20 protein-coding genes and 3 pseudogenes are annotated in these 22,905 nt (G+C 63.3%); 11 read left to right on the top strand and 12 right to left on the bottom strand.

Going from position 1 to position 22,905, the window contains the following annotated elements; genetic code table 11:
* Positions 1-108: 108 nt before the first annotated feature.
* On the bottom strand, positions 109-1,329 hold the full coding sequence (locus tag ACVDG8_RS31305; RefSeq protein ID WP_447251917.1) for an alanine racemase: 1,221 nt from the start codon (positions 1,327-1,329) through the stop codon (positions 109-111).
* Positions 1,330-1,579: 250 nt separating this feature from the next.
* On the opposite strand from ACVDG8_RS31305, the pseudogene ACVDG8_RS31300 reads away from it, so the two are divergent.
* A pseudogene (locus ACVDG8_RS31300) lies at positions 1,580-2,466 on the top strand (DMT family transporter).
* A 473-nt stretch (positions 2,467-2,939) separates the two neighbouring features.
* Here the strand turns inward: ACVDG8_RS31300 and metF are convergent.
* Both metF and ACVDG8_RS31290 read right to left on the bottom strand, forming a co-directional pair.
* Positions 2,940-3,857, bottom strand: coding sequence for a methylenetetrahydrofolate reductase [NAD(P)H] (gene metF, locus ACVDG8_RS31295; RefSeq protein WP_447251915.1), 918 nt, complete (start codon positions 3,855-3,857; stop codon positions 2,940-2,942).
* Positions 3,857-4,864 (bottom strand): ArsR/SmtB family transcription factor, encoded by a 1,008-nt coding sequence (locus ACVDG8_RS31290; protein WP_447251914.1) that lies wholly within the window; start codon positions 4,862-4,864, stop codon positions 3,857-3,859. The genes metF and ACVDG8_RS31290 overlap by 1 nt, the downstream gene beginning before the upstream one ends.
* A gap of 140 nt (positions 4,865-5,004) precedes the next feature.
* Between ACVDG8_RS31290 and tsaA the strand changes: the two genes are divergently transcribed.
* The 3 genes and pseudogenes from tsaA (at position 5,005) to ACVDG8_RS31275 (ending at position 6,845) form a co-directional block, all read left to right on the top strand.
* Positions 5,005-5,511 (top strand): tRNA (N6-threonylcarbamoyladenosine(37)-N6)-methyltransferase TrmO, encoded by a 507-nt coding sequence (gene tsaA / locus ACVDG8_RS31285; protein ID WP_447257147.1) that lies wholly within the window; start codon positions 5,005-5,007, stop codon positions 5,509-5,511.
* Positions 5,508-5,821, top strand: a pseudogene (locus ACVDG8_RS31280) (DUF2293 domain-containing protein). The gene tsaA and the pseudogene ACVDG8_RS31280 overlap by 4 nt, the downstream one beginning before the upstream one ends.
* Before the next feature lie 184 nt (positions 5,822-6,005).
* Positions 6,006-6,845, top strand: a complete 840-nt coding sequence (locus ACVDG8_RS31275) for an SDR family oxidoreductase (protein WP_447251912.1) — start codon at positions 6,006-6,008, stop codon at positions 6,843-6,845.
* Between the two features lie 45 nt (positions 6,846-6,890).
* Here the strand turns inward: ACVDG8_RS31275 and ACVDG8_RS31270 are convergent, their stop codons facing one another.
* Positions 6,891-7,508, bottom strand: a complete 618-nt coding sequence (locus ACVDG8_RS31270; protein WP_447251911.1) for an MOSC domain-containing protein — start codon at positions 7,506-7,508, stop codon at positions 6,891-6,893.
* Positions 7,509-7,511: 3 nt separating this feature from the next.
* Complete coding sequence (locus ACVDG8_RS31265; RefSeq protein WP_447251910.1) at positions 7,512-8,240, bottom strand: TetR/AcrR family transcriptional regulator; 729 nt, start codon at positions 8,238-8,240, stop codon at positions 7,512-7,514.
* Between the two features lie 26 nt (positions 8,241-8,266).
* Here ACVDG8_RS31265 and ACVDG8_RS31260 point away from each other — a divergent pair, with 26 nt between their 5' ends.
* A complete protein-coding gene (locus ACVDG8_RS31260) occupies positions 8,267-8,689 on the top strand; it encodes a hypothetical protein (protein ID WP_447251909.1) in 423 nt (140 codons plus the stop codon).
* A gap of 101 nt (positions 8,690-8,790) precedes the next feature.
* Positions 8,791-9,357 (top strand): methyltransferase family protein, encoded by a 567-nt coding sequence (locus ACVDG8_RS31255; protein ID WP_447251908.1) that lies wholly within the window; start codon positions 8,791-8,793, stop codon positions 9,355-9,357.
* A gap of 4 nt (positions 9,358-9,361) precedes the next feature.
* Here ACVDG8_RS31255 and ACVDG8_RS31250 read toward each other — a convergent pair whose 3' ends face one another.
* The 4 genes from ACVDG8_RS31250 to ettA all read right to left on the bottom strand — a co-directional run bounded on the left by ACVDG8_RS31250 (position 9,362) and on the right by ettA (position 13,366).
* Positions 9,362-10,483 carry a beta-ketoacyl-ACP synthase III gene (locus ACVDG8_RS31250; protein WP_447251907.1) on the bottom strand — a complete coding sequence of 374 codons (1,122 nt, stop codon included), beginning with the start codon at positions 10,481-10,483 and terminating at the stop codon, positions 9,362-9,364.
* A 145-nt stretch (positions 10,484-10,628) separates the two neighbouring features.
* Positions 10,629-11,396 carry a trans-aconitate 2-methyltransferase gene (gene tam / locus ACVDG8_RS31245; RefSeq protein ID WP_447251906.1) on the bottom strand — a complete coding sequence of 256 codons (768 nt, stop codon included), beginning with the start codon at positions 11,394-11,396 and terminating at the stop codon, positions 10,629-10,631.
* Positions 11,389-11,652 carry a DUF6290 family protein gene (locus tag ACVDG8_RS31240; protein WP_447251905.1) on the bottom strand — a complete coding sequence of 88 codons (264 nt, stop codon included), beginning with the start codon at positions 11,650-11,652 and terminating at the stop codon, positions 11,389-11,391. The genes tam and ACVDG8_RS31240 overlap by 8 nt, the downstream gene beginning before the upstream one ends.
* A gap of 64 nt (positions 11,653-11,716) precedes the next feature.
* Positions 11,717-13,366: an energy-dependent translational throttle protein EttA gene (gene ettA / locus ACVDG8_RS31235; protein WP_447251904.1), complete on the bottom strand. Its 1,650-nt coding sequence runs from the start codon at positions 13,364-13,366 to the stop codon at positions 11,717-11,719.
* A gap of 366 nt (positions 13,367-13,732) precedes the next feature.
* Here ettA and ACVDG8_RS31230 point away from each other — a divergent pair, with 366 nt between their 5' ends.
* Positions 13,733-15,010, top strand: coding sequence for a GGDEF domain-containing protein (locus ACVDG8_RS31230; protein ID WP_447251903.1), 1,278 nt, complete (start codon positions 13,733-13,735; stop codon positions 15,008-15,010).
* Between the two features lie 147 nt (positions 15,011-15,157).
* On the opposite strand, the gene ACVDG8_RS31225 is transcribed toward ACVDG8_RS31230, so the two are convergent.
* Complete coding sequence (locus ACVDG8_RS31225) at positions 15,158-16,165, bottom strand: ribonuclease T2 family protein (protein WP_447251902.1); 1,008 nt, start codon at positions 16,163-16,165, stop codon at positions 15,158-15,160.
* A gap of 331 nt (positions 16,166-16,496) precedes the next feature.
* Here ACVDG8_RS31225 and ACVDG8_RS31220 point away from each other — a divergent pair.
* The 3 genes and pseudogenes from ACVDG8_RS31220 to ACVDG8_RS31210 all read left to right on the top strand — a co-directional run bounded on the left by ACVDG8_RS31220 (position 16,497) and on the right by ACVDG8_RS31210 (position 20,329).
* Positions 16,497-17,428 (top strand): annotated as a pseudogene (locus ACVDG8_RS31220) (alpha/beta fold hydrolase).
* 79 nt (positions 17,429-17,507) lie between these two features.
* Entirely contained in the window at positions 17,508-18,683 is a 1,176-nt protein-coding gene (locus tag ACVDG8_RS31215) for a CaiB/BaiF CoA transferase family protein (RefSeq protein WP_447251900.1), read from the top strand.
* Complete coding sequence (locus tag ACVDG8_RS31210) at positions 18,680-20,329, top strand: thiamine pyrophosphate-binding protein (RefSeq protein WP_455707366.1); 1,650 nt, start codon at positions 18,680-18,682, stop codon at positions 20,327-20,329. The genes ACVDG8_RS31215 and ACVDG8_RS31210 overlap by 4 nt, the downstream gene beginning before the upstream one ends.
* Before the next feature lie 51 nt (positions 20,330-20,380).
* On the opposite strand, the gene ACVDG8_RS31205 is transcribed toward ACVDG8_RS31210, so the two are convergent.
* Positions 20,381-20,821 carry a CHRD domain-containing protein gene (locus ACVDG8_RS31205; RefSeq protein ID WP_447251898.1) on the bottom strand — a complete coding sequence of 147 codons (441 nt, stop codon included), beginning with the start codon at positions 20,819-20,821 and terminating at the stop codon, positions 20,381-20,383.
* 188 nt (positions 20,822-21,009) lie between these two features.
* Positions 21,010-22,293 (bottom strand): cystathionine gamma-synthase family protein, encoded by a 1,284-nt coding sequence (locus tag ACVDG8_RS31200; protein ID WP_447251897.1) that lies wholly within the window; start codon positions 22,291-22,293, stop codon positions 21,010-21,012.
* Positions 22,294-22,417: 124 nt separating this feature from the next.
* Between ACVDG8_RS31200 and ACVDG8_RS31195 the strand changes: the two genes are divergently transcribed.
* Complete coding sequence (locus ACVDG8_RS31195; RefSeq protein WP_447251896.1) at positions 22,418-22,876, top strand: Lrp/AsnC family transcriptional regulator; 459 nt, start codon at positions 22,418-22,420, stop codon at positions 22,874-22,876.
* Positions 22,877-22,905 lie beyond the last annotated feature (29 nt).

Below are 22,905 nucleotides of genomic sequence, written 5' to 3'. Positions count from 1 at the left end.
GAGACGGATGAGGGGTGTTCCAGCGGAGTGAGGCGTTCGTATTCCCTGGAACACCCTCATCCGTCGCCTTCGGCGACACCTTCTCCCACAAGGGAGAAGGGAAAGTGCCTAATCCGCCATTGTCTCCAGGCTGGCAAACCCCTGCGGCGCGTCGCCTTCGTCGAACGGCGTCGTCACCTCCACGAAGGTATCGGGATAAAAGCCGTTGAAGCGTGTCCTGAGCGACAGCGAATAGGCGCCGATATGGCCGATCTCGATCCAGTCGCCGGTGTCGACCGTTTCCGGCAGCCAGAACGGCCGCGACAGGATGTCGACGGAATCGCAGGTCGCGCCGCACACCTTGAACGGTACGATGGCGTTCTCACTGCCGTTGCGGGTGCGGATCGCCGGATCCGGAATGAAGCGGGCCGGCAGCGTGATCTTGCCAGTCCAGGAATCCGAGAGTGAGGCCCAGATGCCGTCATTGATGTAGAGCCGCTTGCCCTTGCGCAGCAGCACCCGCACGATCAGCGACAGGCAGCGCGCCACGATCACGCGGCCCGGCTCCGCCACCAGCGGCACCTGGTCGAACTGGTATTCCTTCAGGTCGCCGGACAGCCGCGACATGATCTGCCCCAGCGACGGCATCTCGACCTGCTTGCGGTTGGGATCGTGGCCGTACTCGGCCGGAAAGCCGCCGCCGACATCGAGCCCGGCAATGTCGAAGGTCAGCCGGTTGCGCACCCAGTCGGCCGAGGCCAGCGCGCGCTCGTAGGTGTCGGGGTCCTCGATCTGGCTGCCGACATGGAAGCACAGGCCAACCTTATAGCCGGTGCGGTTCAACCGTTCGGCAAGCTCGACGGCGCTGGCCGGGCCGGCGCCGAACTTCTTCGACAGTTCGTAAGCCGCGTGGCCCTTGGTCTGGATACGCACGAAGACGGTGAGCGCGCCGGGATCGATGTCGAGCGCCCGCACCACCCGCGTCAGCTTGGTGATCTCGTCCTCATGGTCGAGCGAAATGACGCGGATTGCGTATTTCTCAAGCGCCAGCTTGATGTCCGACTGCGCCTTGACCGGATGCATGTAGAGCATCTCGGCATCTGGCGAGACGGCGCGCACGGCGGCGAACTCGCCGGGCGAGGCCACGTCGAAGGCGGTAACGCCGGCTTCCGCCAGCGTCTTCAGCACGATGTTCTCGCCATTGGTCTTGACCGCATAGGCGGTCTTGCCGGGAAACATACCCATGAATTGCAAGGCGTCCGCCTTCAGCACCTGCGGACGAAAGCAGTAGACCGGGTCGTCGGGACGAAGCGCCAGGGCCGCCTCGCGGGCATTTTCGAATCGCTGCATGGGACGAATCCTCGATCTGGAGCGCGCACAATTAATCCTAGCTAACGGCTAAAGAAAACAGTTCTGTGTCTCGCCTTCCCGCATGGTCCGCCGCATATTTTTGCCAACGCTAAACCACCGATCAGGTTTCGGGTGGCTCTTGCCGCCAAACCGGATATCGGATGGTGGGTGCTGCATGGGCCGCAATTGCGTCGGCTCTGGGAGGACTGACAAGATGACAACGGTTGTGGCCGCGCCGGCGCGCGGACCGATGACACTTACGGATTGGGGGCAGTTGTTGCTGCTTGGCGCGATCTGGGGCGGCTCGTTTTTCTTTGCCCGCATCGCGGTGTCTGAAATCCACCCTCTGGCATTGGTGCTGTTTCGCGTCGCTATCGCCGCGATCGCGCTCCAGCTCTATCTGGCGATCCGCGGCCCTTCGTTCCGCCTCGCCTTCCCCGTGCCGGCCTGTTCTTCCTGCTGGCGCTCACCAACAACGTGGTCCCCTTCTCGCTGATCTTCGCCGGACAAACCCAGCTCGGCGCCGGCGTTGCCTCGGTGCTCAACGCCACGACGCCGTTCTGGACGCTGATCCTCGCCAACGCGCTCACCACCGATGAAAAGCTGTCCTGGAACAAGCTCGCCGGCATCGCGCTCGGCGTCGCCGGCACCGCCGTGATGATCGGCCCGGGACTGCTTGCCGGGCTCGGCGGTCCGGTCTGGGCGAAGTTCGCGCTGATCGGCGCTTCGCTTTCCTACGCGGTCGCGCTGATGATCGCGCGGCGCTTCAAGGGCATCCCCTCGCCGGTGATCGCCACCGGGCAATTGACCGCGTCGACCATCATCATGATCCCGATCGTGCTGATCGCCTACCGCCCTGCCGGGCTCTTCGCCGTCTCGCCGCCGGTCTGGGCGGCGGTGCTTGGCCTAGCGCTGCTGTCGACCGCCTTCGCCTATATCCTCTATTTCAACCTCGTCGCCTCGGCCGGCGCTACCAATGCCTCATTGGTCACCCTCATCGTGCCGGTCAGCGCGGTGCTGCTCGGGTTCCTGTTCCTTGGCGAGCGGCTGGCGATCTTCGAGATGGGTGGAATGGCGCTCATTGGCCTCGGCCTGCTTACCATCGACGGCCGCCTGCTCGGCCGACCTAGAGCATGATCCCGAAAAGTGGGAACCGGTTTTCGGATAAGGATCATGCTCCAACGAAGAGCTAGATCGGGATGAGATCCAACCAAATCTCATCCCGATCTAGCGCTGCCATGCCACGGCGCCGCCACAATTTATTCACAACCCCTAAGCCGGCTTTTGCCGAAGAGTTTCAACGGCTAACGGCAAATCGACAGTCGCAAATTTCACAATCGCGTCGCATTGCAGCATATTTTCCGCTTGCCTGTGACCCAAATGACCCTAGACTCCTGCCATAGCTCTTTAAGAGGAGGCTATGACATGGGACTGACGAGACCGATCAACGCATTGATGATTTGTTTCGCATTCGCCTTTATCGGCGCCCTTATCATAGGTGTTCTTCCCTGACCCGCCAAAGCCGGGAAGACCAGCACCGAGACTAGTCAAAAGTTCGAAAAGGCCGGGTTCACCCGGCCTTTTCCGTTAGAGACTCACCTCTGCCCGCCTCAAGCCGCGGCTGAGCCGGCCACCTCGGCTTCATGCGAGCGGATGCCGATCATGTGGCAGACGGCGAAGACCAGGTCGGCGCGGTTCATCGTGTAGAAATGGAAATCGCCGACGCCGCGCTCGACGAGGTCGAGCACCTGCTCGGCCGCCACGGCCGAGGCGACCAGCGCATGCGTCTGCGGATCGTTCTCCAGCCCATCGAAGCGTTCGGCGAGCCACGCCGGCACCAGCGCGCCGCAGCGCGAGGCGAAATTGGCGACCTGGGTGAAATTATGCACCGGCAGGATGCCCGGCACGATCGGGATATAGATGCCGGCGCGCCGCGCCCTTTCGACATAGCGCTCGTAAAGATCGTTGTCGAAGAAGAACTGGGTGATCGCCCGCGTTGCGCCGTTGTCGACCTTGCGCTTCAGCATGTCGATGTCGGTGGCGAAATCCGGGCTTTGCGGATGCTTTTCCGGATAGGCCGAGACCGAGATATCGAAATCGCCGACGCTCTTCAGCGCCCCGACCAGCTCCGCGCCATTGGCATAGCCATCCGGATGCGGCCTGTAGGCAGTGCCGACGCCCGCCGCCGGATCGCCGCGCAAGGCAACGAAGCGGGTGACGCCCATGCCGGCGAATTCCTGGATGACGGCGTCGACCTCGTCACGGGCGGCATCGACGCAGGTCATGTGCGCGGCCGGCGTCAGCGTCGTCTCGTTGAGGATGCGCTTGACCGTGCGCGCCGTACGCTCGCGCGTCGAGCCGCCGGCGCCATAGGTGACCGAGACGAATTTCGGCTTCAGCGGCTCGAGCCGCGTGACCGTGTCCCAAAGCCTTGCTTCCATCTCATCGGTCTTCGGCGGGAAGAACTCGAACGAGACCCGGACCTTGTCGCCAATGTCGGGGCGGCGGGAAAAGCGGAACTGGTTCATCAGGCTGTTTCCCTTGCAGGTGTGGCATCGTTGGACGGATCGGCGATCAGCAGGCGGCGGTCGCGGCCAAGCCACAACTTGACGGTGAGCCTGGCCTCGGCCTGACCGCGCGGCTCGAACTCCTGGCTATCCTCGAGATCGAGCCCGGCCTCGGCGAGCCAGTCGGCGATCTGCCGGTCGGCAAAGCCGAGCCGCATATGGGCATGCTGGTCGCGCAGGAATTCGAGCGTGTGCGGCGCAAAATCGACGATCACCAGCCGGCCCGAGGGACGCAGCAGCCTTGCCGCCTCGCCGATGGCGCGGGCCGGATCGTCGAGATAGTGCAGCACCTGGTGGACGGTGACGAGATCGAAGGCGTTGCGCTCGACCGGTGGCGAAAAGATATCGCCCTGGCGCACCTGCGCATTGGCGACACCCGCCTTGTCGAGATTGGCGCGCGCCACGGTCAGCATCTCGCGCGACATGTCGATACCTACGCCACGCCGGTAAAGCGGGGCGAAGATTTCGAGCAGCCTGCCGGTGCCGGTGCCGAGGTCGAGCATCGACTGGAACGGACGTTTGCCGACAAGCTTGAGGAGTGCCGCCTCCACCGCCCGGTCGGGCACATGCAGCGAGCGGATGTGGTCCCAGCTTGCCGCATTCTCGGAAAAGTATTCGGCGGCGCGGTCCTGCCGCTTGCGCTTGACCGAGGTCAGCCTTTCGAGATCGCGCACCACCTGCGGATCGGCTTCGCGAACGCCCGACACAAGACGCTGCACGAAGTCGCGCGAGGAGTCCGCGTCCGACAGCCGGAAGAAGGCCCACGACCCTTCCTGATAGCGGCCGATCAACCCGGCATCGAGCAGCAGCTTCAAATGGCGCGAGACGCGCGGCTGCGACTGGCCGAGGATCTCGGTGAGGTCGGAGACGGTAAGATCGCCGCGCGACAACAGCACCAGGATGCGCAGCCGACTGGATTCGGCTGCGGCCTTCAATGTATCTACCATTGTGTCGAGTGAGACGTGCATGGTGCGGACTTTCGTCGAAAGATATAAAGATATGTTTATGTCGATTTTGAAACCCTGGCAAGCGCTATGTCGCTTCCGGACAAGAAAATGCCGCAGCCATGATTTGAGCATGGCAAGCGGCGCTTGAATTGAGCGAGACAATGTTCGAGACGCGCGACGGCGAGCAGCGCCTGGAAATCGACCCCGCCGATATGGCGCCGGACGGACATGTGGTCTTCATCGGCCGCATCGTTTCGCCATGGACGAGCCGTGAGGATTGCCCGAAGAACATGCGCCAGGCGCGTGAAGCAGGACGGCCGGCAACAATTGTGCTCCACCAGGCCTTTCGCGCTGGCTTGCAAAATCTCGAGCGCGCCAGCCACGTCGTCATCCTGTCCTGGCTCGATCACGCGCCGCGGAATCTGATTGTGCAAAAACCGCGCCATGCGGCTGAACCGAAAGGCGTTTTCTCGTTGCGCTCGCCTGCCCGGCCCAATCCCGTCGGGTTGCATATCGCGCGGCTGGTGGCGCTCGATAGCGGAGCCGGCAGGATCGAGATCGACGGCATCGACGTCCTCGACGGCACGCCGGTCATCGACATCAAGCCCTACTATGCTTCGACCGATGCGTTCCCCGACGCAACCATTGCCGGGCGCGACGAGAAATGAGCGCACCCACCAGCCGCCGCCGCGCCATCGCCAAGGCGCTCACCGTACTTTGCCGCTGGCGCCCTACGCCGACATCGAAAAGATCCGCGCTGATGCCGGCTCCGTGCATATGAAGACGCTGCCCCCGACGATCGCCGTGTGGCTGGCGACGATCGCCCATATCCGCCACACCCATACCGATTACGAGAAACTGCTCGCCGAAGGCTATGATCGCGACTCGGCGCGCTTCTTCGTCATCAACCAGACCAATGAGGTGCTCACCCGCTGGCGCGCGACGCGACTGCTCGAGGAAGAAGACGAGCAAGATTAGACCGGCACAAAAGCGGTTTCGCCTGCGGCATCCAGTCTGCGCTGCCCTTGCGACTCGATGGCCGACCAATAATTCCAGCATCGCCTCTGGAAAAACGCCGGCGGCACCGTATATGGCAAAAACGGAGCTTCCTCCGTTTAATCTCCGAGAATTTACCGCCCCCTCTGGGCAAGGATCACAGATCATGACAGCTAAGGTTTGGTTCATCACCGGATCGTCGAAGGGTTTTGGCCGCGTCTGGGCCGAGGCCGCGCTCGCCCGTGGCGACAGCGTCGCCGCCACCGCCCGCGACGCCGCAACACTGGCCGATCTCGTCGGGAAATACGGCGACAAGGTCGCCGCCATAAAGCTCGACGTCACCGACAAGAAAGCCGTCGATGCCGCGGTCGCCGAAGCGCATAAGCGTTTCGGCCGCCTCGACGTCGTCATCAACAACGCCGGCTACGGCCATTTCGGCGCCATCGAGGAGGTCTCCGAGCAGGAAGCCCGCGACCAGATCGAGACCAACGTCTTCGGCGCGCTGTGGGTCACGCAGGCGGCGCTGCCGATCATGCGGGCGCAGCGCTCCGGTCATATCATCCAGATCTCGTCGATCGGCGGCGTCAACGCCTTCGCCTCGCTCGGTCTCTACCACGCCTCGAAATGGGCGCTGGAAGCGTTCAGCCAGTCGCTCAGCGTGGAAGTCGCCGAGTTCGGCATCCATGTCACGCTGGTCGAGCCGGGCGGCTTCTCCACCGACTGGGCCGGCCCATCAGCCAAGGTCTCCAAGCGTATCGATGCCTACGAACCGGTCCGTGCGGCCATGGCGGAGCGCCGCAGCCGTTCGGTCGCCGGCGATCCCGAGGCGACCGGCCCGGCGATGCTGGCCATCGTCGACGCGGCCGAGCCGCCGCTCCGGGTCTTCTTCGGCGATGGCGGCCTGCCGATGACCAGGCAGGAATATGCAAACCGCGTCGCCACCTGGGAAAAGTGGGACCATGTTTCGGTAATGGCGCAAGGCGCCAACAAGAACCGGAAATCGTAAGTCCCTGATGGTTGGCCATGCCGTTTCGGGCGGCATGGCCGACCGTCAGCAACGATAGATCCACTGCTCCGGCACGCGCACGGAAATCTCTTCGCCGATCGCGATGCTGCCCGGTTTCTCAACCCAGGCGACAAGGCCGCGCAGCCGCTTCGCCACCTTCGGGAAGGCCAGCGCGCCGGCCTCGTGATCGGCCATCCCAGCATTTTCGGCAATCGAACGTCCCGCAATGCGGCACGGCTTGTTCTGCGCGTCGATCTTGATCGTCACGCCACCCTTGAAGAACAGCAGCGTGCCGGCCGGCAGCATCGACAGATGCGGCACGCCTTCGATCAGCATGTTGGCGCCGATCCATTCCGGCTTGATTTCGTCGAGCCCCATCTGCGCGGCGACGACGGCCAGCTCGTCCGCCGCCACCAGCGACAATTGCCGTTCGTTGCGCATCTCGGTACCGCGCGGGTACCAAGGCTCGGGGCCGCCGGAGCGCCGCGTGGCGCCGGCGTGGAAGTCGCCGTCGATGCCTTCGAAACCCAGCTGCAATTCTGTGACCGGGCGTGTCTGGAAATGATCGAATGGCGCGACGTAGAGCGACATCACCTTGGCGGCAAGTTTTCGCGCCGCAATGATTTCAACCGGGTTCTCGGCTTCAGGGAAAAGATCCAGCATGATTTATTCCTTGGGCGATGCGCCGTGATTTTGCCGGTTGAGCGGCAAGGCCTCAAGAGCGGTCTCGGCCATGGCCCGCAGCTCATCGGCCGAGGCCCCGTCCCGCGCCTGGATCGACATGCCATTCATGACGCCGGCCAGGTATTTGGCGAAACCTTGCGTTGAGACCCCCTCCGGCAGGTCGCCGATCGCCCGGCCTTTGGCCAGCCGCTCCGCGATCGCGGCTTCGCTTGCCGTGCGGTAGGTCTTGAGCTCATCGGCAATCGCCTGCGCCTGCGGCGAGGCCGCCAGGGCGCCGCTGACAAACAGGCAACCGCCTGGCTTGCCTGGCCTGGTATAGGCTTGCGCGGCCCCCATCAACAGCCGCCGGATCGCCTCCCCCGTCGACACCGGCGCGCTCAGCGCATCCAGCGCAAATCCAATCTCGGTTTCGTGGTAGCGCGTCAGCGCCTTACGGAACAATGTCTCCTTGTCGGTGAAGGCGTTGTAGATCTGCGGCGGCGTCAGCCCCATCGCGTCACGCAGCATGGCAAGCGAGGACGCCTCATAGCCATGCTCCCAGAACAGATGCATGGCCGCGTCGAGCGCGGCCTCCGGGTCGAATGCGCGTGGCCGGCCCCCGCGCGGCTTTTCCATGTTTTCCATATCGATCGTTACGAAACCTGTTGACTCGCCTCTTCCGTATAACGTAACAATCGATACGAAACATGGCAAGTTCGAAACACAGGCCATGCAACTCCAGGAAAAGGACAAGCCAAATGCCCATCACCGTGACCGCACCGCAAGGCATACTGACGTCAGCGGGAGAGCGTGAAATCCTGCCGCGTCTGAGCGCCGCCCTGATCGAGGCCTCCGGCGCCACCGGCAATTCGTTCTTCACCGCAATTGTCGGCGGCACGGTCCACATCCTGCCGCCGCACCACATTTATGCCGGCGGCGCCAATCGGCCTGTCATCATGGTGGAACTGAAGCTGCCCAACATCGGCCTCGCCACGGTCGAAGCCCGCCATGCCTTCATCACCGCGGCCGCCGCCATTGTCGCGGCACTTTGCGTGCCGGGCCACAAGCCGGAAAACACCTGGATCAACATCGTCAATGCGCCCGACGGCGGCTGGGGCATCGGTGACAGGCAGTATACAGGCGATGCGCTGATTGCAGCCGCTACCGCCGCCGCTGCGTGACCGGACGAACAAACCCGATCACGACGTTCTTACCGGCTTCGGACTATCTTTCGCCGCATCGCGCCGCTCTGATCGCGGCGCGATGACGGGGAGGTTCGGTCATGCAGGTTGGATACGCAATCGCTGCCCTCTGGCTATTCTGGCTGGTATCCTGGCTCCTTGCCTCGTTCTGGGCCGATCCCGCGCAAAAGCGCGCGGATTTAAGGTCGGAGGCCCGCTACCGGGTGCTCTGGCTGGCCGGCACGGTATTGATGTTCGTGCCGGCGCACGGCTATGTCGGCCGGCTGCGGCTGTGGATGCCGACGCTTGCCGAGGCGTGGATCTGCGTTGCCCTCATCGCGATCGGCATCGCCTTCGCCTGGTGGGCGCGCCTGCATCTCGGCCGCCTCTGGTCCGCCAACGTGACGGCCAAGGCCGATCATCGCATCGTTGACACAGGTCCCTACGGGCTGGTGCGCCACCCGATCTACACAGGGCTGCTGCTTTCCATCCTGGCCACGATGGCGGTCAAGGGCACGATATGGGGCATCGCGGGCGCCGCGCTGCTTCTCATCGGCATCGTCGTCAAGGCCAAGCTTGAAGAAAGCTTCCTGCGTGGCGAACTCGGCCCGGCCTATGACGACTATGCCAAGCGCGTGCCGATGCTGGTGCCCTTCGCGCCGGCGTGAGCGTTCAAAGCATGCGCAGCAGCGCGCCGCCGATCGAATAGCCGGCGCCGAAGGCGCAGATCACACCGAAATCGCCGGCCTTCATGTCGGCATGGTTTTCCGACAGCGCAACGATGGCGCCGGCGCCAGCCGTGTTGCCGAGCCGCTCCAGCACCATCGGCGCGCGGTCGTGATCAACGTCGTGGCCGAATGACAGTTTCAGGATCATCGCATTCATGCGAGCATTGGCTTGGTGCAGCCAGAAGCGCCGGATCGCCTGCGGCGTCAGCCCATGCTCGGCGAGGAACGCAACGATGAATTGCTGTCCGGCAACGGTGACTTCCTTGAACACCTTGTTGCCAACCTGTTTGATCAGATTGCCTTCAAGATTGATCATGTAGGGATCATCCTGCGCGGTGCGGGTGTGGTAGCCGAGATTGGTGCGGATGTTGTTCGACATCTGCGTCCAGATACGGGTGTCCAGCACCTCGAAACGCTTGGGCCTTCTGTCACCCTGGGCGAGCCCCTCCACCACCATCGACACCGAGGCGTCGCCGAAGATGAAATGCGTCTGCCGGTCGCGGAAATTGAGATGGCCGGTGATGATTTCCGGCGTGGTCACCAGGATGCGCTTGTGCGCGCCCGAGCGCACCAGATTGACGGCCATGTGAAGCGCCGCAGCCGCGGAAGAACAGCCAAGGCCCATATCGAAGCCGGCGCCCTTGGTGCCCAGCGCTTCCTGCATTTCGATGGCAATTGCCGGATAGGGCCGCTGATGGTGCGAGGCCGAGCAGATCACCAGGTCGACATCCGCCGGATCGACAGCGGCATGAGCAAGCGCCTTCTTCGCCGAAGCCACGCCGAACTCCGCCTCCAGCGACAGCGCATCGTCCGGCCGGGCCGGAATGCGCGGCGTCATGCGGGTCGGATCGAGGATGCCCTCGCGCTCGATCACATGGCGGGTCTTGACGCCCGAGGCATGCACGATGAAGTCGCTGTCCGATTTCTGCAGCAGCGTCTCGCCGGTCAAGGCGCGGCGCGCATTCTCGGTATCGACCCAGCTGTTGAAGCTTTCGACCAGTTCTTCATTGGTGATGACGGGTTCAGGGATTTCGGCGCCGATGCCGCTGATGATGACGCGATGCATGTTCAATCCATCCGGGGCACGGGCATTACGGGCTCTGATGTGGGCGCGCAAACAGCCCGGCGCAACCCTTGTCGCATTTGGTCGGCTTATGCCAGCTTAATCGACAACCCTTGCTGGCATCGCGGCGAGTTGTCTTACGGTGCGTTCAGGCTCGTTTGGCGACGATGAAAATGCGCGGGAAACGCAGCAGCACCTTGCCGTTCGCGGTCTTGGGATAGGTCTTGGCGACCTTGGCCGTGTAGGTATCGAGAAATTGCTTTTTCTCAGCCGCGTCGAGCGGATCGAGGAACGGCTTCAGCCCGGTCGCCTTGACCCATTCGACGATCGCTTCGGCATCGCTGAGCGGATGGTTGTAGGCCGTGTGCCAGATGTCGAGCCGGTCGGCGAGCGGAGACAACAGATCGTAGTAGAACGACACCGGCGGCAGTGGCCCGCGCGCCGCGCCCTTGAGCTTCGCCGAAAACGGCATCTCGGCCGCAGTGTCGCGCATCAGTTGGTGCGATGGCTCGCCAAGATTGTCGGGCATCTGGACGGCCAAGGCGCCACCGGGCGCCAGCAATCCGATGAGCCGCTGGAACACCGCCGGATGCTCCGGCAGCCACTGGAAGACCGCGTTGGCAAAGATAACATCGACCGGATGCTCCGGCTGCCATTTGGCGGCGTCCGCCAGTTCGAAATTGACGTTAGGCAGCCGCGCCCGCGCCTTCTCGATCATATCGGGCGAAGTGTCGAAGCCGCTGACCGCAGCGTCCGGCCAGCGCTCGACCAGAAGCTCCGTCGAATTGCCGGGGCCGCAGCCGATGTCGACGACGCGGCGCGGAAAATCGACCGGCACCTGCGCCACGAGATCGCGCGCGGGCCGCGTGCGTTCATCCTCGAATTTCAGATATTGGGCGGCGGACCAGTCAGCCATTCGGTACTGCGCCAGCGGCGGGCTTCGTATGACGTTCTTCGGCATCACGACGCTCAAGCTTCCGCATCACCCCTTCCAGCGGGATACGAACGCCATCGTCATCTTTCAGCCGTTCGTCCGCTATCTTTGCGTCCTGCCCATCCTCGATCGCTTCGAGAACAGCTTCAGTCACGACCTGATCGGTGGTGCGGCCGCTGGCCTTGGCCATGACGGCCAGCAGCTTCTCGGCTTTCCCGGGTAGCTTCACAGTGATCATACGGGAACGCTCCATCCGATCAATTTAGGCCAAGTACCGGGTACCCGCAACGAATCCCGCCGTCTTACCGCGTCAGCCTTTTATGCGTCATGCGGTGCGGCGCTGCCGCTTCGGCGCCGAGGCGGCGCAGCTTGTCCTTCTCATATTCTTCGAAATTGCCTTCGAACCATTCGACATGCGCATCACCCTCGAAGGCCAGCATGTGTGTCGCCATGCGGTCGAGGAACATGCGATCGTGGCTGATGATCACCGCGCAGCCGGCATAGGCTTCGAGCGCGTCTTCCAGCGCGCCCAGCGTTTCGGTGTCGAGGTCGTTGGTCGGTTCGTCGAGCAGCAGAACATTGCCGCCGCCCTTCAGCATCTTGGCCAGATGCACGCGATTGCGCTGGCCGCCCGAAAGGTTGCCGACTTTCTGTTGCTGGTCGCCGCCACGGAAGTTGAAGGACGAGCAATAGGCGCGGCTGTTGATCTCGTGCTTGCCGAGCTTGATGATTTCGGCGCCGCCGGAGATTTCTTCCCAGACCGTCTTGTTCCCATCGAGCGCGTCGCGGCTCTGGTCGACATAACCGAGCTTGACCGTCTCGCCGATGCGCACAGTGCCCGAATCCGGCTTTTCCTGGCCGGTGAAGGTCTTGAACAGCGTCGTCTTGCCGGCGCCGTTCGGGCCGATGACGCCGACGATACCGCCCGGCGGCAGCCGGAACGACAGGTTCTCGATCAAAAGCTCGTCGCCAAAACCCTTGTTGAGGCCTTCGACCTCGATGACGACATTGCCGAGACGCTCGCTGGACGGGATGACGATCTGCGTGTCGGTCGGCTTGCGGTTCTGCGACTGCTCGACCAGTTCCTCATAGGCCTTGATGCGCGCCTTCGACTTGGTCTGACGCGCCTTCGGCGAGGACTGGATCCATTCGCGCTCACGCCAGATCGACTTTTGGCGGGCGTCGTCCTCGCGGCCTTCCTGGATCAGGCGCTTGGCCTTGGCGTCGAGATATCTGGTGTAGTTGCCCTCGTAGGGAATGCCGCGGCCGCGATCGAGCTCGAGGATCCAGCCGGTGACATTGTCGAGGAAGTAGCGGTCGTGGGTGATGATCAGCACCGAGCCCGGATAGTCGCGCAGGTGCTTTTCCAGCCACGCCGTGGTCTCGGCGTCAAGATGGTTGGTCGGTTCGTCGAGCAGCAGAAGATCAGGCTGTTCGAGCAGCAGCCGGCACAGCGCCACGCGGCGGCGCTCGCCGCCGGAAAGGTTGGTCACCTCGGACTCAGGCGGCGGGCACTGCAGCGCATCCATCGCCATCTCGACCTGCTGGTCGAGGTCCCACAGGTTGAGGCGGTCCATCTCGTCCTGGAGCTTGCCGGACTCGTCCGCCGTCTCGTCGGAATAGTTCATCATCAGCTCGTTGTAGCGCTCGATGATGGCGGTCTTCCTGGCGACGCCGTCCATGACGTTTTCGCGCACGGTCTTCGAGTTGTCGAGCTGCGGCTCCTGCGCGAGGTAGCCGACGGTGGCGCCCTCGGCCAGCCAAGCCTCGCCCTGGAACTCCTTGTCGAGCCCGGCCATGATGCGCAGGATCGTCGACTTACCCGAGCCGTTGGGACCGAGAATACCGATCTTGGCGTCCGGATAGAAGGACAGGTGAACGTTATCGAGCACCTTCTTGGTGCCATAGGCCTTCGACAGGCCGGACATGTGATAGATGAACTGGCGTGCCACGCGCGCTTTCCCTGGAGACTGAGTGTCAGGTTGGATGGGGGTTGGCCGCTATGTAGGCGATGAAGCGGCGAACGGCAATCGCTTTCGACGTGCCGAAGGCCAATCCCAGCCATATTTGCGGGTTTGCGGCGCCCTGACAGTCTACAGCTTTTCACCGCTCCCTGCGCTTGTACGAAAGAAGCGGTTAACCATTGGCGTTCAAAACCGTTAAGCAATTCTAGGAAAAGTGTGAAGCGGTTTTCCGTCCGGAATTGCGCATAAACCAAAGGGATAGAGCGGTTCACCGTTTCCGCGAAACGGCGAAACGCTCTAAGGTTGGGAAATCGCGGCCAGGCCACGATTTCGGGGAAAGATCGGATCGACGACGTGCTGAATGGTGCCCTGCTCCTTGCCGAAGCCGTTCTGTATTTCGGCGCCATGGTCACGCTTTTCCGCTTCAGGCGCCGCATCGGCCTTGGCGTGTTCATCTGCGCGCTCGGCGCCATGCACTTCCTCGAAACCTATCTCGCCAGCGTCTTTTACGTCGCGCTGCCCTTCGGCATGGTCTCGCCGGGCTCGGCCGTGCTCTTCTCCGGCAAGCTGGTGATGCTTCTCCTGCTCTACATGAAGGAGGACGCCGCGACCGTGCGCCAGCCGATCTACGGCCTGCTGCTTGGCAACGCGATGATGGTCGGCCTGGTGCTCATCCTGCGCTTGCACAGCATAGCGCCGCTTCCGGACGGCAAAATGCCCGACATCGGTTTCATCGACGAGATGGGCTGGCTGATGGTCTGGGGCACGACGCTGCTCTTCATCGACGCCATCCTGATCATCCTGCTTTACGAGAAGCTCGGCGCCTTCCTGCGACAGAGGCCCTTCATCCGCATCCTGGCATCGGTCGCCTGCGTGCTGACCTTCGACCAGGTCGGCTTCTTCACCGCCTTGCATTTCGTCGCCGGCGCGCCGATCGAGGTCTTCTTCGGCGGCTGGTTCGCCAAGATGGGCGCGGCGCTTGCTTACAGCGGCATGCTGATTGCCTATCTCAGATGGGTCGAGGATAACGACATCGCCGTGCCGCGCGGCCTCTCCGATATTTTCGACACCCTCACCTACCGCGAACGCTACGAGGCGCTGATCAAATATGTCGGCCGCGACGGCCTGACCGGCCTACTCCATCGCGGCAGCTTCGACGCTGACGGCGAGTCCGCCGTCGCCGGCGCCATCAGGACCGGCAGGCCGCTCAGCCTGCTCATCGTCGATGTCGACCATTTCAAGTCGATCAATGACCGCTTCGGCCACGCCGAGGGCGACAAGGTGTTGAAATCGATGGCCGCCATGCTGGCCGAGACGGTTAGCGGCAACGACCAGGTCTTCCGCATCGGCGGCGAGGAATTCGCCATCCTTTGCCAGCAATCGCATACCGGCGGCAGATTGCTCGGCGAAAGTATCAGGAACGCCGCCAAGGCGTCGGCGCACACCAGCCGCTTCAACATGACGGTGAGCGCCGGTGTCTCCACCGTCAGCGAGACGACGCGCTGCCTTGCCGACATTTTCGCGCTGGCCGACCAGCGTCTCTACAAAGCCAAGCTCAGCGGTCGCGACCGCGTCGTCGGCGAGCCGGACAGCGAAGCGATTATCCTGAAGGCAGCCCCGAAAACGGCCTGAGTAGAGCCGATCAGCCCCGCTTGCGCCGCAGGGCGCCAAGTGTGGTCGAAATGCCCAACAGCGCGATGGCCACCCATTTCAGCGTGGTGATGATCGGACCAGCTTGAGCAGCATATCACCGCGTCGGCGAAGCGACAGCGGTGTGACTTACTGGAAGCCGATCGCGTCGACCGTGCCCTTCGGACAGCCGGCCTTGCCGGTCGGCGCGGCGGCCATCAGCAGATTGCCGAGCTTGCTGTCGGGACCGATCGGGCCGGAAATGCCGAGCGTCAGCTCGCCGATCAGCCTTCGGCCGCTCGACGGATCGACCAGGCAGGAGACGCGCACCCGATCGCCGGCGCCGGCGCCGAAGGCTTCATTGAAGGCGCGGCGGATCTGGTCCGAGGTCAGCTGTTTGCCGATATTCTGGTTGAACAGGTCGCGCACCGGCGAGGCATTCACCGCGCGCATCAGATTGAGCGCGTCGGAGAAATACTCCTGTTGGCTTTTGCCATAGCAGGTGCCGTGCTTGATCCATTCGTGGCGCTCGAGCTTCGAGGCGGTGCCGGGCATCACCTGGTCGAGTTCGGCGCGGGTGTTGGCGTCGAGATTGACGGCCGGCAGGTCGCCCCAATGCGCCGGATTGTCGTTGGCCTTGTCGCTTGCGGGGACCTGGCAATAGAAATTGCCGTTCGGCTGCGGCCACAGGCCGTGCAGGGTGAAATGCGAGGCGTCGAACTCGCTTGGGCTTTGCGCCTTGCATTCGGGTTTGCTGGCCTTGGTTTCGCAGAAAGCCGGCTGCCAGCTGAGCGCGAAGACATATTCCGGCTTGCCGGAAGCCGACTTCGATGGCTTGCCCTGGTCGGCTGGCGCCGGCGTGGCCGAAGCGCCGCCGCCGGTGACATGGCCGCAGCCGATCGCCACCCAGCGCCGCTCCGGATCGGCGCCCGGCACCTGGATCAGATAGTGGGTCGGCTGATCCTTGTTGCCGGCGAGCAGCTCATAGCTCTGGCCTGCTGCCGTCGAGATGTTGCCCGGGTTCTTGCCGCTCTTGATCGCCTGCGTCGCCGGACAGGCGCTGTCGGACACGAATGTCCCGCTCAGCTTCACGTCCGCATGCGCAGCGCTCGCGCCGGCCACAGCCAGAACAGCCGCCCACAGTCCCGAAACCCGCATTCCCACTCTCCCCGGCAAGGATTGAACCGTATTGGATTTGTCACACTAGAACAGGCGTCGTGTCAGAATTGCGATCTTTTTCGTGTCACGAAGAAACAATCCCCAGGCGATCCACTGCCGGTTCGATGCGTTTTCCGGATTTGAGCCCGAGCTGCTCGCTGCGCGTTGCTCTCTTGACGCCGGCTAAACCCTCGCCCAACAGTCGCCTAGAGCATGATGCCGAAAAGTGTGACGCGGTTTTCGGGCACCATCATGCTCTATCTCTTGGTTTAGAGCCGGCTGATTTCAGGTCGAACAGACCTGAAATCAGCCGGCTCTAGAGGAGCGAGACATGCCATTCGACAAGCAGACCAGGCTGGCCTCACCGACAGGGGCCGACCTCAACCTCTATTTGAAACAGGCGGCGGGAAGTCCGCGCGCGGTCATCCAGATCAATCATGGACTGGCAGAGCATGCGGCGCGCTACGCCCGCTTCGCCGATTTCCTGTCGCCACGGGGCTTTCACGTCTACGCCCATGACCATCGCGGCCACGGCGCGACAAAGGCGCCGGACGCGCCGCTCGGCAAGTTCGCCGATGTCGACAGCATCGCCAAGGTGATCGCCGATGTCGACGCGGTGCATGATCTGATCGCTGCCGAGCATCCCGGCTTGCCGGTCATCGTCTTCGGCCATTCGCTCGGCGCTTCCGTCGCGCTGAACTTCGTGCTGCGCCATTCCGGGCGTATCCATGCCGCGGCGATCTGGAACGGCAATTTCTCGCAAGGCCTGCTTGGACAACTGGCGCTGGCCATCCTTGGCTGGGAGCGGATGCGGCTCGGTTCCGACGTTCCCTCCCGCCTGCTGCCCAGGCTGACCTTCCAGGCCTGGGGCAAGGCCGTACCGAACCACCGGACCCTGTTCGACTGGCTGTCGCGCGACCCGGTCGAGGTCGACAAATACATCGCCGACCCGCTCTGCGGCTGGGACGCCTCGGTGTCGATGTGGCGCGATGTGGTCTCGATGGCGCTCTATGGCGGCAAGGACTCCAGCTTTGCCAGCGTCCGCCGCGACCTCCCCGTCAATCTGGTCGGCGGCGAGAAGGACCCTGCTTCCGACCACGGCAAGGCGGTCGATCACCTTGCCCGGCGCATGCGGGCAATGGGCTTTTCGAATCTGGCTTCAAGGTTTACGCCGAGACTCGCCACGAAAGCCTGAACGAGATCAACCGCGATGCCGTCATGAACGAATTCTCCGCCTGGGCGGACAGCGTGCTGAAACCCTGACTGGCGTGGCCTATCGCATGGGTCGTGACACAACCGGCCCCTATTGCTAGAGGCTGCGCTTCATCAAGAACGGTGATCCATGACTGAGCCTCCGCTGAAAGGCATCCGCGTTATCGAACTCGCCCGCATCCTGGCCGGTCCCTGGGCCGGGCAGCTGCTTGCCGATCTCGGCGCCGATGTCATCAAGGTCGAGAGCCCGGACGGAGGCGACGATACCCGCAAATGGGGCCCGCCCTTCGTCATGAGCCATGACGGGGAGAACCTGTCGGCCGCCTACTACCATTCCTGCAATCGCGGCAAACGCTCGATCGCGGTTGATTTCTCCAAGCCGGAAGGCGCCGAGACGCTTCGCCAACTCGTCGCCACCGCCGACGTGCTGATCGAGAACTTCAAGCTCGGCGGCCTCAAGAAATACGGCCTCGACTATGCGAGCCTGAAAGCGGTCAATCCGCGCCTCGTCTATTGCTCGATCACCGGCTTCGGCCAGGACGGGCCGTATGCACCGCGCGCGGGCTACGACTTCATCATCCAGGCGATGGCCGGCATGATGTCGATCACCGGCGAGGCCGGCCGCGAGCCGCAGAAGGCCGGCGTCGCCATCTCCGATCTGTTCACCGGCCTCTATTCGGTGATCGCCATTCAGGCAGCACTTCGCCACGCGGAAAAGACCGGTGAAGGCCAGCATATCGACATGGCGCTGTTCGACAGCCAGATCTCGGCGCTCGGCAACCAGAACCTCAACTATCTGGTCTCCGGCAAGTCGCCGGTGCAGATGGGCAATGCGCATATGAACATCGCGCCTTACGAGGTGCTGCCGGTGAAGGACGGCCACATCATCCTGGCGGTCGGCAATGACGGCCAGTTCGGCAAATTCTGCGCCACGGTCGGCCTGACGGATTTGCCCGCCAACCCGGATTTCGCCACCAATCCCGCCCGCGTCGCCAATCGCGTGAAGCTGCGCGAGACGATCGTCGATAGGCTGGCAACGCTCGAGCGCGATCCGCTGCTGGCCAAGCTCGAAGCCGCAGGCGTGCCGGCGAGCCCGATCAACACCATCGGCCAGATGTTTTCCGACCCGCAGACGATCGCGCGCGGCATGCGCCTCGACCTTGACGACGGCCACGGCAATCTGTTGCCTTCGGTGCGCGCGCCGATGGTGATGTCGGCCACGCCGCTGGTCTACGAGCGGCCCTCGCCGCGCCTTGGCGAACACACGCAAGAAATCCTTGCCGAACTGGAGAGATCAGCCAAATGAAGACCGGCGGACAACTGATCGTCGAGGCGCTGGAAGCGAACGGCACCGACCGCATCTTCTGCGTTCCGGGCGAGATCCTATCTGGCGGTGCTCGACGCCCTGCACGACTCGGCCATCCGCACCATCGTCTGCCGCCAGGAAGGGGTGCCGCGATGATGGCCGATTGCCAGGGGCGGCTGACCGGCAAGCCCGGTATCTGCTTCGTCACCCGTGGCCCCGGCGCCACCAACGCCTCGGCCGGCGTCCACATCGCCATGCAGGATTCGGTGCCGATGATCCTGTTCATCGGCCAGGTCGCCAGCCATGCCAAGGAACGCGAGGCGTTCCAGGAGGTCGACTACAAGCGCTTCTTCGGAGACATCGCCAAATGGATCGTCGAAATCGACGATGCCGCGCGCATCCCGGAATTCGTCACCCGCGCCTTCGCGGTGGCGACCTCGGGCCGCCCCGGCCCGGTCGTCATCTCGCTGCCCGAGGACATGCTGACCAGCGAGGTCGACGCTCCCAAGGCGCTTCCGCATACGCCGGTCGAGACCCGCCCCGGCGAAGCCGAGCTCGATGCGCTGCAGATGCTGCTCGCCAACGCCAAGCGTCCGTTCGTCATCCTCGGCGGCACGCGCTGGAGCGAGGAAGCGGTGGCTGATATCCGCGCGATCGCCGAGACATGGTCGCTGCCGGTCGGCTGCTCGTTCCGCCGCCAGATGCTGTTCGACCACCTTCATGCGAACTATGCCGGCGATGTCGGCATCGGCATCAACCCGAAACTGGCGGCGCAGATCAAAGCGGCCGACGTCGTGCTGCTGATCGGCGGCCGCATGGGCGAGATGCCGTCATCGGACTACACGCTGCTGAAAAGCCCCTACCCCGACCAGGCGCTGGTGCATGTCCATGCCGATGCCGGCGAGCTTGGCCGCGTCTACCGGCCGACGCTGGCGATCAACGCCTCGCCCGCCGCCTTCGTCGAAGCCTTCGCCAAGCGCAAGCCGGCGTCCAGGCCCGCATGGGCGGCCGAGACGGAAAAAGCGCATGCCGCATATCTGGAGTGGTCGACGCCGCCCAAGACCGGCCCCGGCGCCGTCCAGATGGGGCCGATCATGGAGTATCTGGAAAAGGCGCTGCCGCAAGACGCCATCCTTACCAACGGCGCCGGCAATTACGCCACCTGGGTGCATCGCTTCCACCGCTTCCGCCGCTTTGCCACGCAGGCAGCACCGACCTCGGGCTCGATGGGCTATGGCACGCCGGCCGCGGTCGCCGCCAAGGCGTTGCATCCGGACCGCGAGGTCATCGCCTTTGCCGGCGACGGCTGCTTCCAGATGAATGGTCAGGAATTCGCCACCGCCGTCCAATATGACCTGCCGATCATCGTGGTCGTCGTCAACAACGGCATCTACGGCACGATCCGCATGCATCAGGAGCGGGAATATCCGAGCCGCGTCGTCGCCACCGACCTCAAGAACCCGGACTTCGCCGCCCTGGCCCGGGCCTATGGCGGTCATGGCGAAACGGTCGAGAAGACCGAGGACTTCGCGCCGGCCTTCGAACGCGCGCGCGCCAGCGGCAAGCCGGCGATCGTCGAGGTGAAGCTCGACCCCGAAGCGATCACCCCGACCCGCACGCTGACACAAATCCGCGACAAGGCTTGATCCAGCAAAAAAAGGGCGGTCACCCGCCCCATTTTGTCAACGCGGTTTGCGCTATTTCGCTGCCTCGATCTGGCCACGGATTTCGCCGTCCTTGTTGGCGGCGGTATGGACGTTGACGTAATATTTGCCGGCCTCGAGATCGGCTACCTGCGCATCGGTGAGCGTCGCCGATCCCTTGATCGGGCTCTTGAGCTTGCCTTTGAAGGGGATGACCGGATCTGCATTTGCACCCATGTCCGCCGGACCGTGAATGTGCGCTGCTATCGCCGGGCCGCTAAGGCCGGAATATTTGACGTTCCAACTGAGCTTCTTGCTGGTGGTGTTGAATGTGAAGGTGGCGCTGCCCTTGCCCTTGGTGGTGACGGGCGGGCTCTGCTGCGTGCCGTCGAGCGTCGCTTTGAATTTCATCGTCTCGGCCATGGCCGGCGATGCGATGAGGAAGGCGGTCGAAACGGCTAAGGCCGAAAGCATCGGCACGGATAGGATGCGCATGAAGAACCTCCGTTGGTTGCAGCATCCCCCACGGCTCCCCGACGCGCGGATGCCTACTGCAACGATTGAACGGCGCGATGTATCCCGGCACACGCATATTTTACCGTGAAAGGCCGATCGGTCGGCCTTGAAGGCGGCTCCGGTCACCTGCCCAGCCGCGCGACGAGCCGGCTGGGCGAAGCCTGTCGTCAGACCGCCGCCAGCGCCTGCGTCAGGTCGGCGATCAGATCGTCCGGATGCTCGACGCCGATCGACAGCCTGACCGTGGTTTCGAGCACGCCGATGCGCTGGCGCACATCAAACGGAATACCGGAATGGGTCATCGCCGCCGGGTGGCTGGCGAGCGATTCCGTGCCGCCGAGGCTCACCGCCAGCTTGAAGATCTGCAAATTGTTCAGAAAAGCGAAAGCCGCCTTCTGCCCGCCTTTGATGTCGAAGGAGAAGGTCGAGCCAGCACCGCTGCATTGCACCTTGTAGGCGCGGCCCGCGGCCGTATCCTCGCCCAGGAACGGCAGATAATGCACCTTCTCGACCTTGGCGTGATCGCGCAGGAATTCGGCGATCAGCCGCGCATTGTCGTTCGCCCGCTCCATGCGGATCGACAGCGTCTCCAGCGAACGGCCGAGCATCCAGCAGGAATGCGGGTCGAGCTGCGTGCCGATCGCGCCGCGCAAGGCCTTGATCGGCTTGGTGACCGCCTTGCTGCCCATGGCGGCGCCCGCGATCAAGTCGGAATGGCCGCCGACATATTTGGTCAGCGAATAGACGGAAACATCGGCGCCGTGTTCGATCGGCCGCTGGAACACCGGGCCGAGCAGCGTGTTGTCGCAGACGATGATTGGCGTCGAGCCTTGGCTAGCGCCGATCTCGTCGGCGATGTTGCGCATCAGCGCGATGTCGACAAGGCTGTTGGTCGGGTTCGACGGTGTCTCGATCAGGATGACCGAGACACGGCCCTTGGCCGTGGCTGCGTCCGCGGCCACTCGCACTGCCGCTTCGTCGACACCGTCCGCAAAGCCGACAGCATCGATGCCGAAGCCGGCGAGCGTGCGCGTCAGCAGCGTCTCGGTACCGCCATAAAGCGGCTGCGAATGCAGGATGACATCGCCCGGCCGGGCATAGGCGAGCAGCGTCGTCGCGATCGCCGACATGCCGGACGAAAACAGGATGCAGGCATCCGTCCCCTCATAGATCGCCAGCCGGTCCTCGACGATCTCGCTGTTGGGATGATTGAAGCGCGAATAGACCAGACCCGATGCCGTACCGCTCGGCGGCTCCTTGCGACCCGAGGTGTAGTCGAAGAAATCGCGCCCCTCTTCCGCCGACTTGAACACGAAGGTCGAGGTCAAAAACACCGGCGGCTTGACGGCGCCTTCCGACAGCTGCGGATCAAAGCCATAGCTCAGCATCAGCGTCTCCGGATGGAGCTTATGGTTGCCGATATGGGTTTTCGACGGGCGCGGCGCGGTCATGGCTTTTTTCCTGCTTTTCGAGTGATGTCCTGCGGCAATTTATGCGATCCCGATCAGCCAGTCCTTGCTATTTTCGGCCTCTCATGGCTGCCTCTCGGCAACAAATTGCCTGGAGATAGCAAAAGTGCAGCAGAAGATAGCCGACGATTTCGACCGCAAGATCCTCCGCGAACTGCAGGCCGACGCCCGCATCACCAACAACGAGCTTGCCGAGCGGATCGGCTTATCGCCATCGCCCTGCCTGAGGCGCGTACGGCGCCTGGAGGAGACCGGCGTGATCAGAGGCTACACCGCGCTGGTCGATCCGGCAGCCTTCGGCTGGGGCATGGCCGCCATCGCAACCATCCGGCTCAGCCGCCAGAACGAGGACGAGATCGTCATGTTCGAAGACGCGATCCGCGGTTGGGACGAGGTGCTGGAATGCCACCTCGTCACAGGTTCGCGCGACTACGTGTTGAAGGTGGTGACCGGAAACCTGGAACAGTATGAGCGCTTCATCAAGGAGAAGATCGCACGGCTGAAATGCGTCGCCTCGATCGAGACCAGCTTCGTCATGAACACCATAAAGGAACGGCGCCTCTGATATTTGATCAGAGGCGCCGCTCTTCCGAC

This window comes from Mesorhizobium sp. ORM8.1 (assembly GCF_053005525.2).
The sequence above is the reverse complement of the archived record's forward strand: the minus strand, read 5'-3'. Positions and strand labels throughout refer to the sequence as shown.

Excerpts from the sequence above, each read along its gene's own strand:
- ACVDG8_RS31200 (WP_447251897.1), bottom strand. The coding sequence starts at position 22,293 with ATGACCGCGCCGCGCCCGTCGAAAACCCATATCGGCAACCATAAGCTC.
- ACVDG8_RS31265 (WP_447251910.1), bottom strand. The coding sequence starts at position 8,240 with ATGGCCTGTGTTTCGAACTTGCCATGTTTCGTATCGATTGTTACGTTA.
- tsaA (WP_447257147.1), top strand. The coding sequence starts at position 5,005 with ATGTTCGAGACGCGCGACGGCGAGCAGCGCCTGGAAATCGACCCCGCC.
- ACVDG8_RS31255 (WP_447251908.1), top strand. The coding sequence starts at position 8,791 with ATGCAGGTTGGATACGCAATCGCTGCCCTCTGGCTATTCTGGCTGGTA.
- ACVDG8_RS31225 (WP_447251902.1), bottom strand. The coding sequence starts at position 16,165 with ATGCGGGTTTCGGGACTGTGGGCGGCTGTTCTGGCTGTGGCCGGCGCG.
- metF (WP_447251915.1), bottom strand. The coding sequence starts at position 3,857 with ATGAACCAGTTCCGCTTTTCCCGCCGCCCCGACATTGGCGACAAGGTC.
- ACVDG8_RS31205 (WP_447251898.1), bottom strand. The coding sequence starts at position 20,821 with ATGCGCATCCTATCCGTGCCGATGCTTTCGGCCTTAGCCGTTTCGACC.
- ACVDG8_RS31270 (WP_447251911.1), bottom strand. The coding sequence starts at position 7,508 with ATGCTGGATCTTTTCCCTGAAGCCGAGAACCCGGTTGAAATCATTGCG.
- ACVDG8_RS31305 (WP_447251917.1), bottom strand. The coding sequence starts at position 1,329 with ATGCAGCGATTCGAAAATGCCCGCGAGGCGGCCCTGGCGCTTCGTCCC.
- ACVDG8_RS31275 (WP_447251912.1), top strand. The coding sequence starts at position 6,006 with ATGACAGCTAAGGTTTGGTTCATCACCGGATCGTCGAAGGGTTTTGGC.
- ACVDG8_RS31260 (WP_447251909.1), top strand. The coding sequence starts at position 8,267 with ATGCCCATCACCGTGACCGCACCGCAAGGCATACTGACGTCAGCGGGA.
- ACVDG8_RS31290 (WP_447251914.1), bottom strand. The coding sequence starts at position 4,864 with ATGCACGTCTCACTCGACACAATGGTAGATACATTGAAGGCCGCAGCC.
- tam (WP_447251906.1), bottom strand. The coding sequence starts at position 11,396 with ATGGCTGACTGGTCCGCCGCCCAATATCTGAAATTCGAGGATGAACGC.
- ACVDG8_RS31250 (WP_447251907.1), bottom strand. The coding sequence starts at position 10,483 with ATGCATCGCGTCATCATCAGCGGCATCGGCGCCGAAATCCCTGAACCC.
- ACVDG8_RS31210 (WP_455707366.1), top strand. The coding sequence starts at position 18,680 with ATGAAGACCGGCGGACAACTGATCGTCGAGGCGCTGGAAGCGAACGGC.
- ACVDG8_RS31215 (WP_447251900.1), top strand. The coding sequence starts at position 17,508 with ATGACTGAGCCTCCGCTGAAAGGCATCCGCGTTATCGAACTCGCCCGC.
- ACVDG8_RS31240 (WP_447251905.1), bottom strand. The coding sequence starts at position 11,652 with ATGATCACTGTGAAGCTACCCGGGAAAGCCGAGAAGCTGCTGGCCGTC.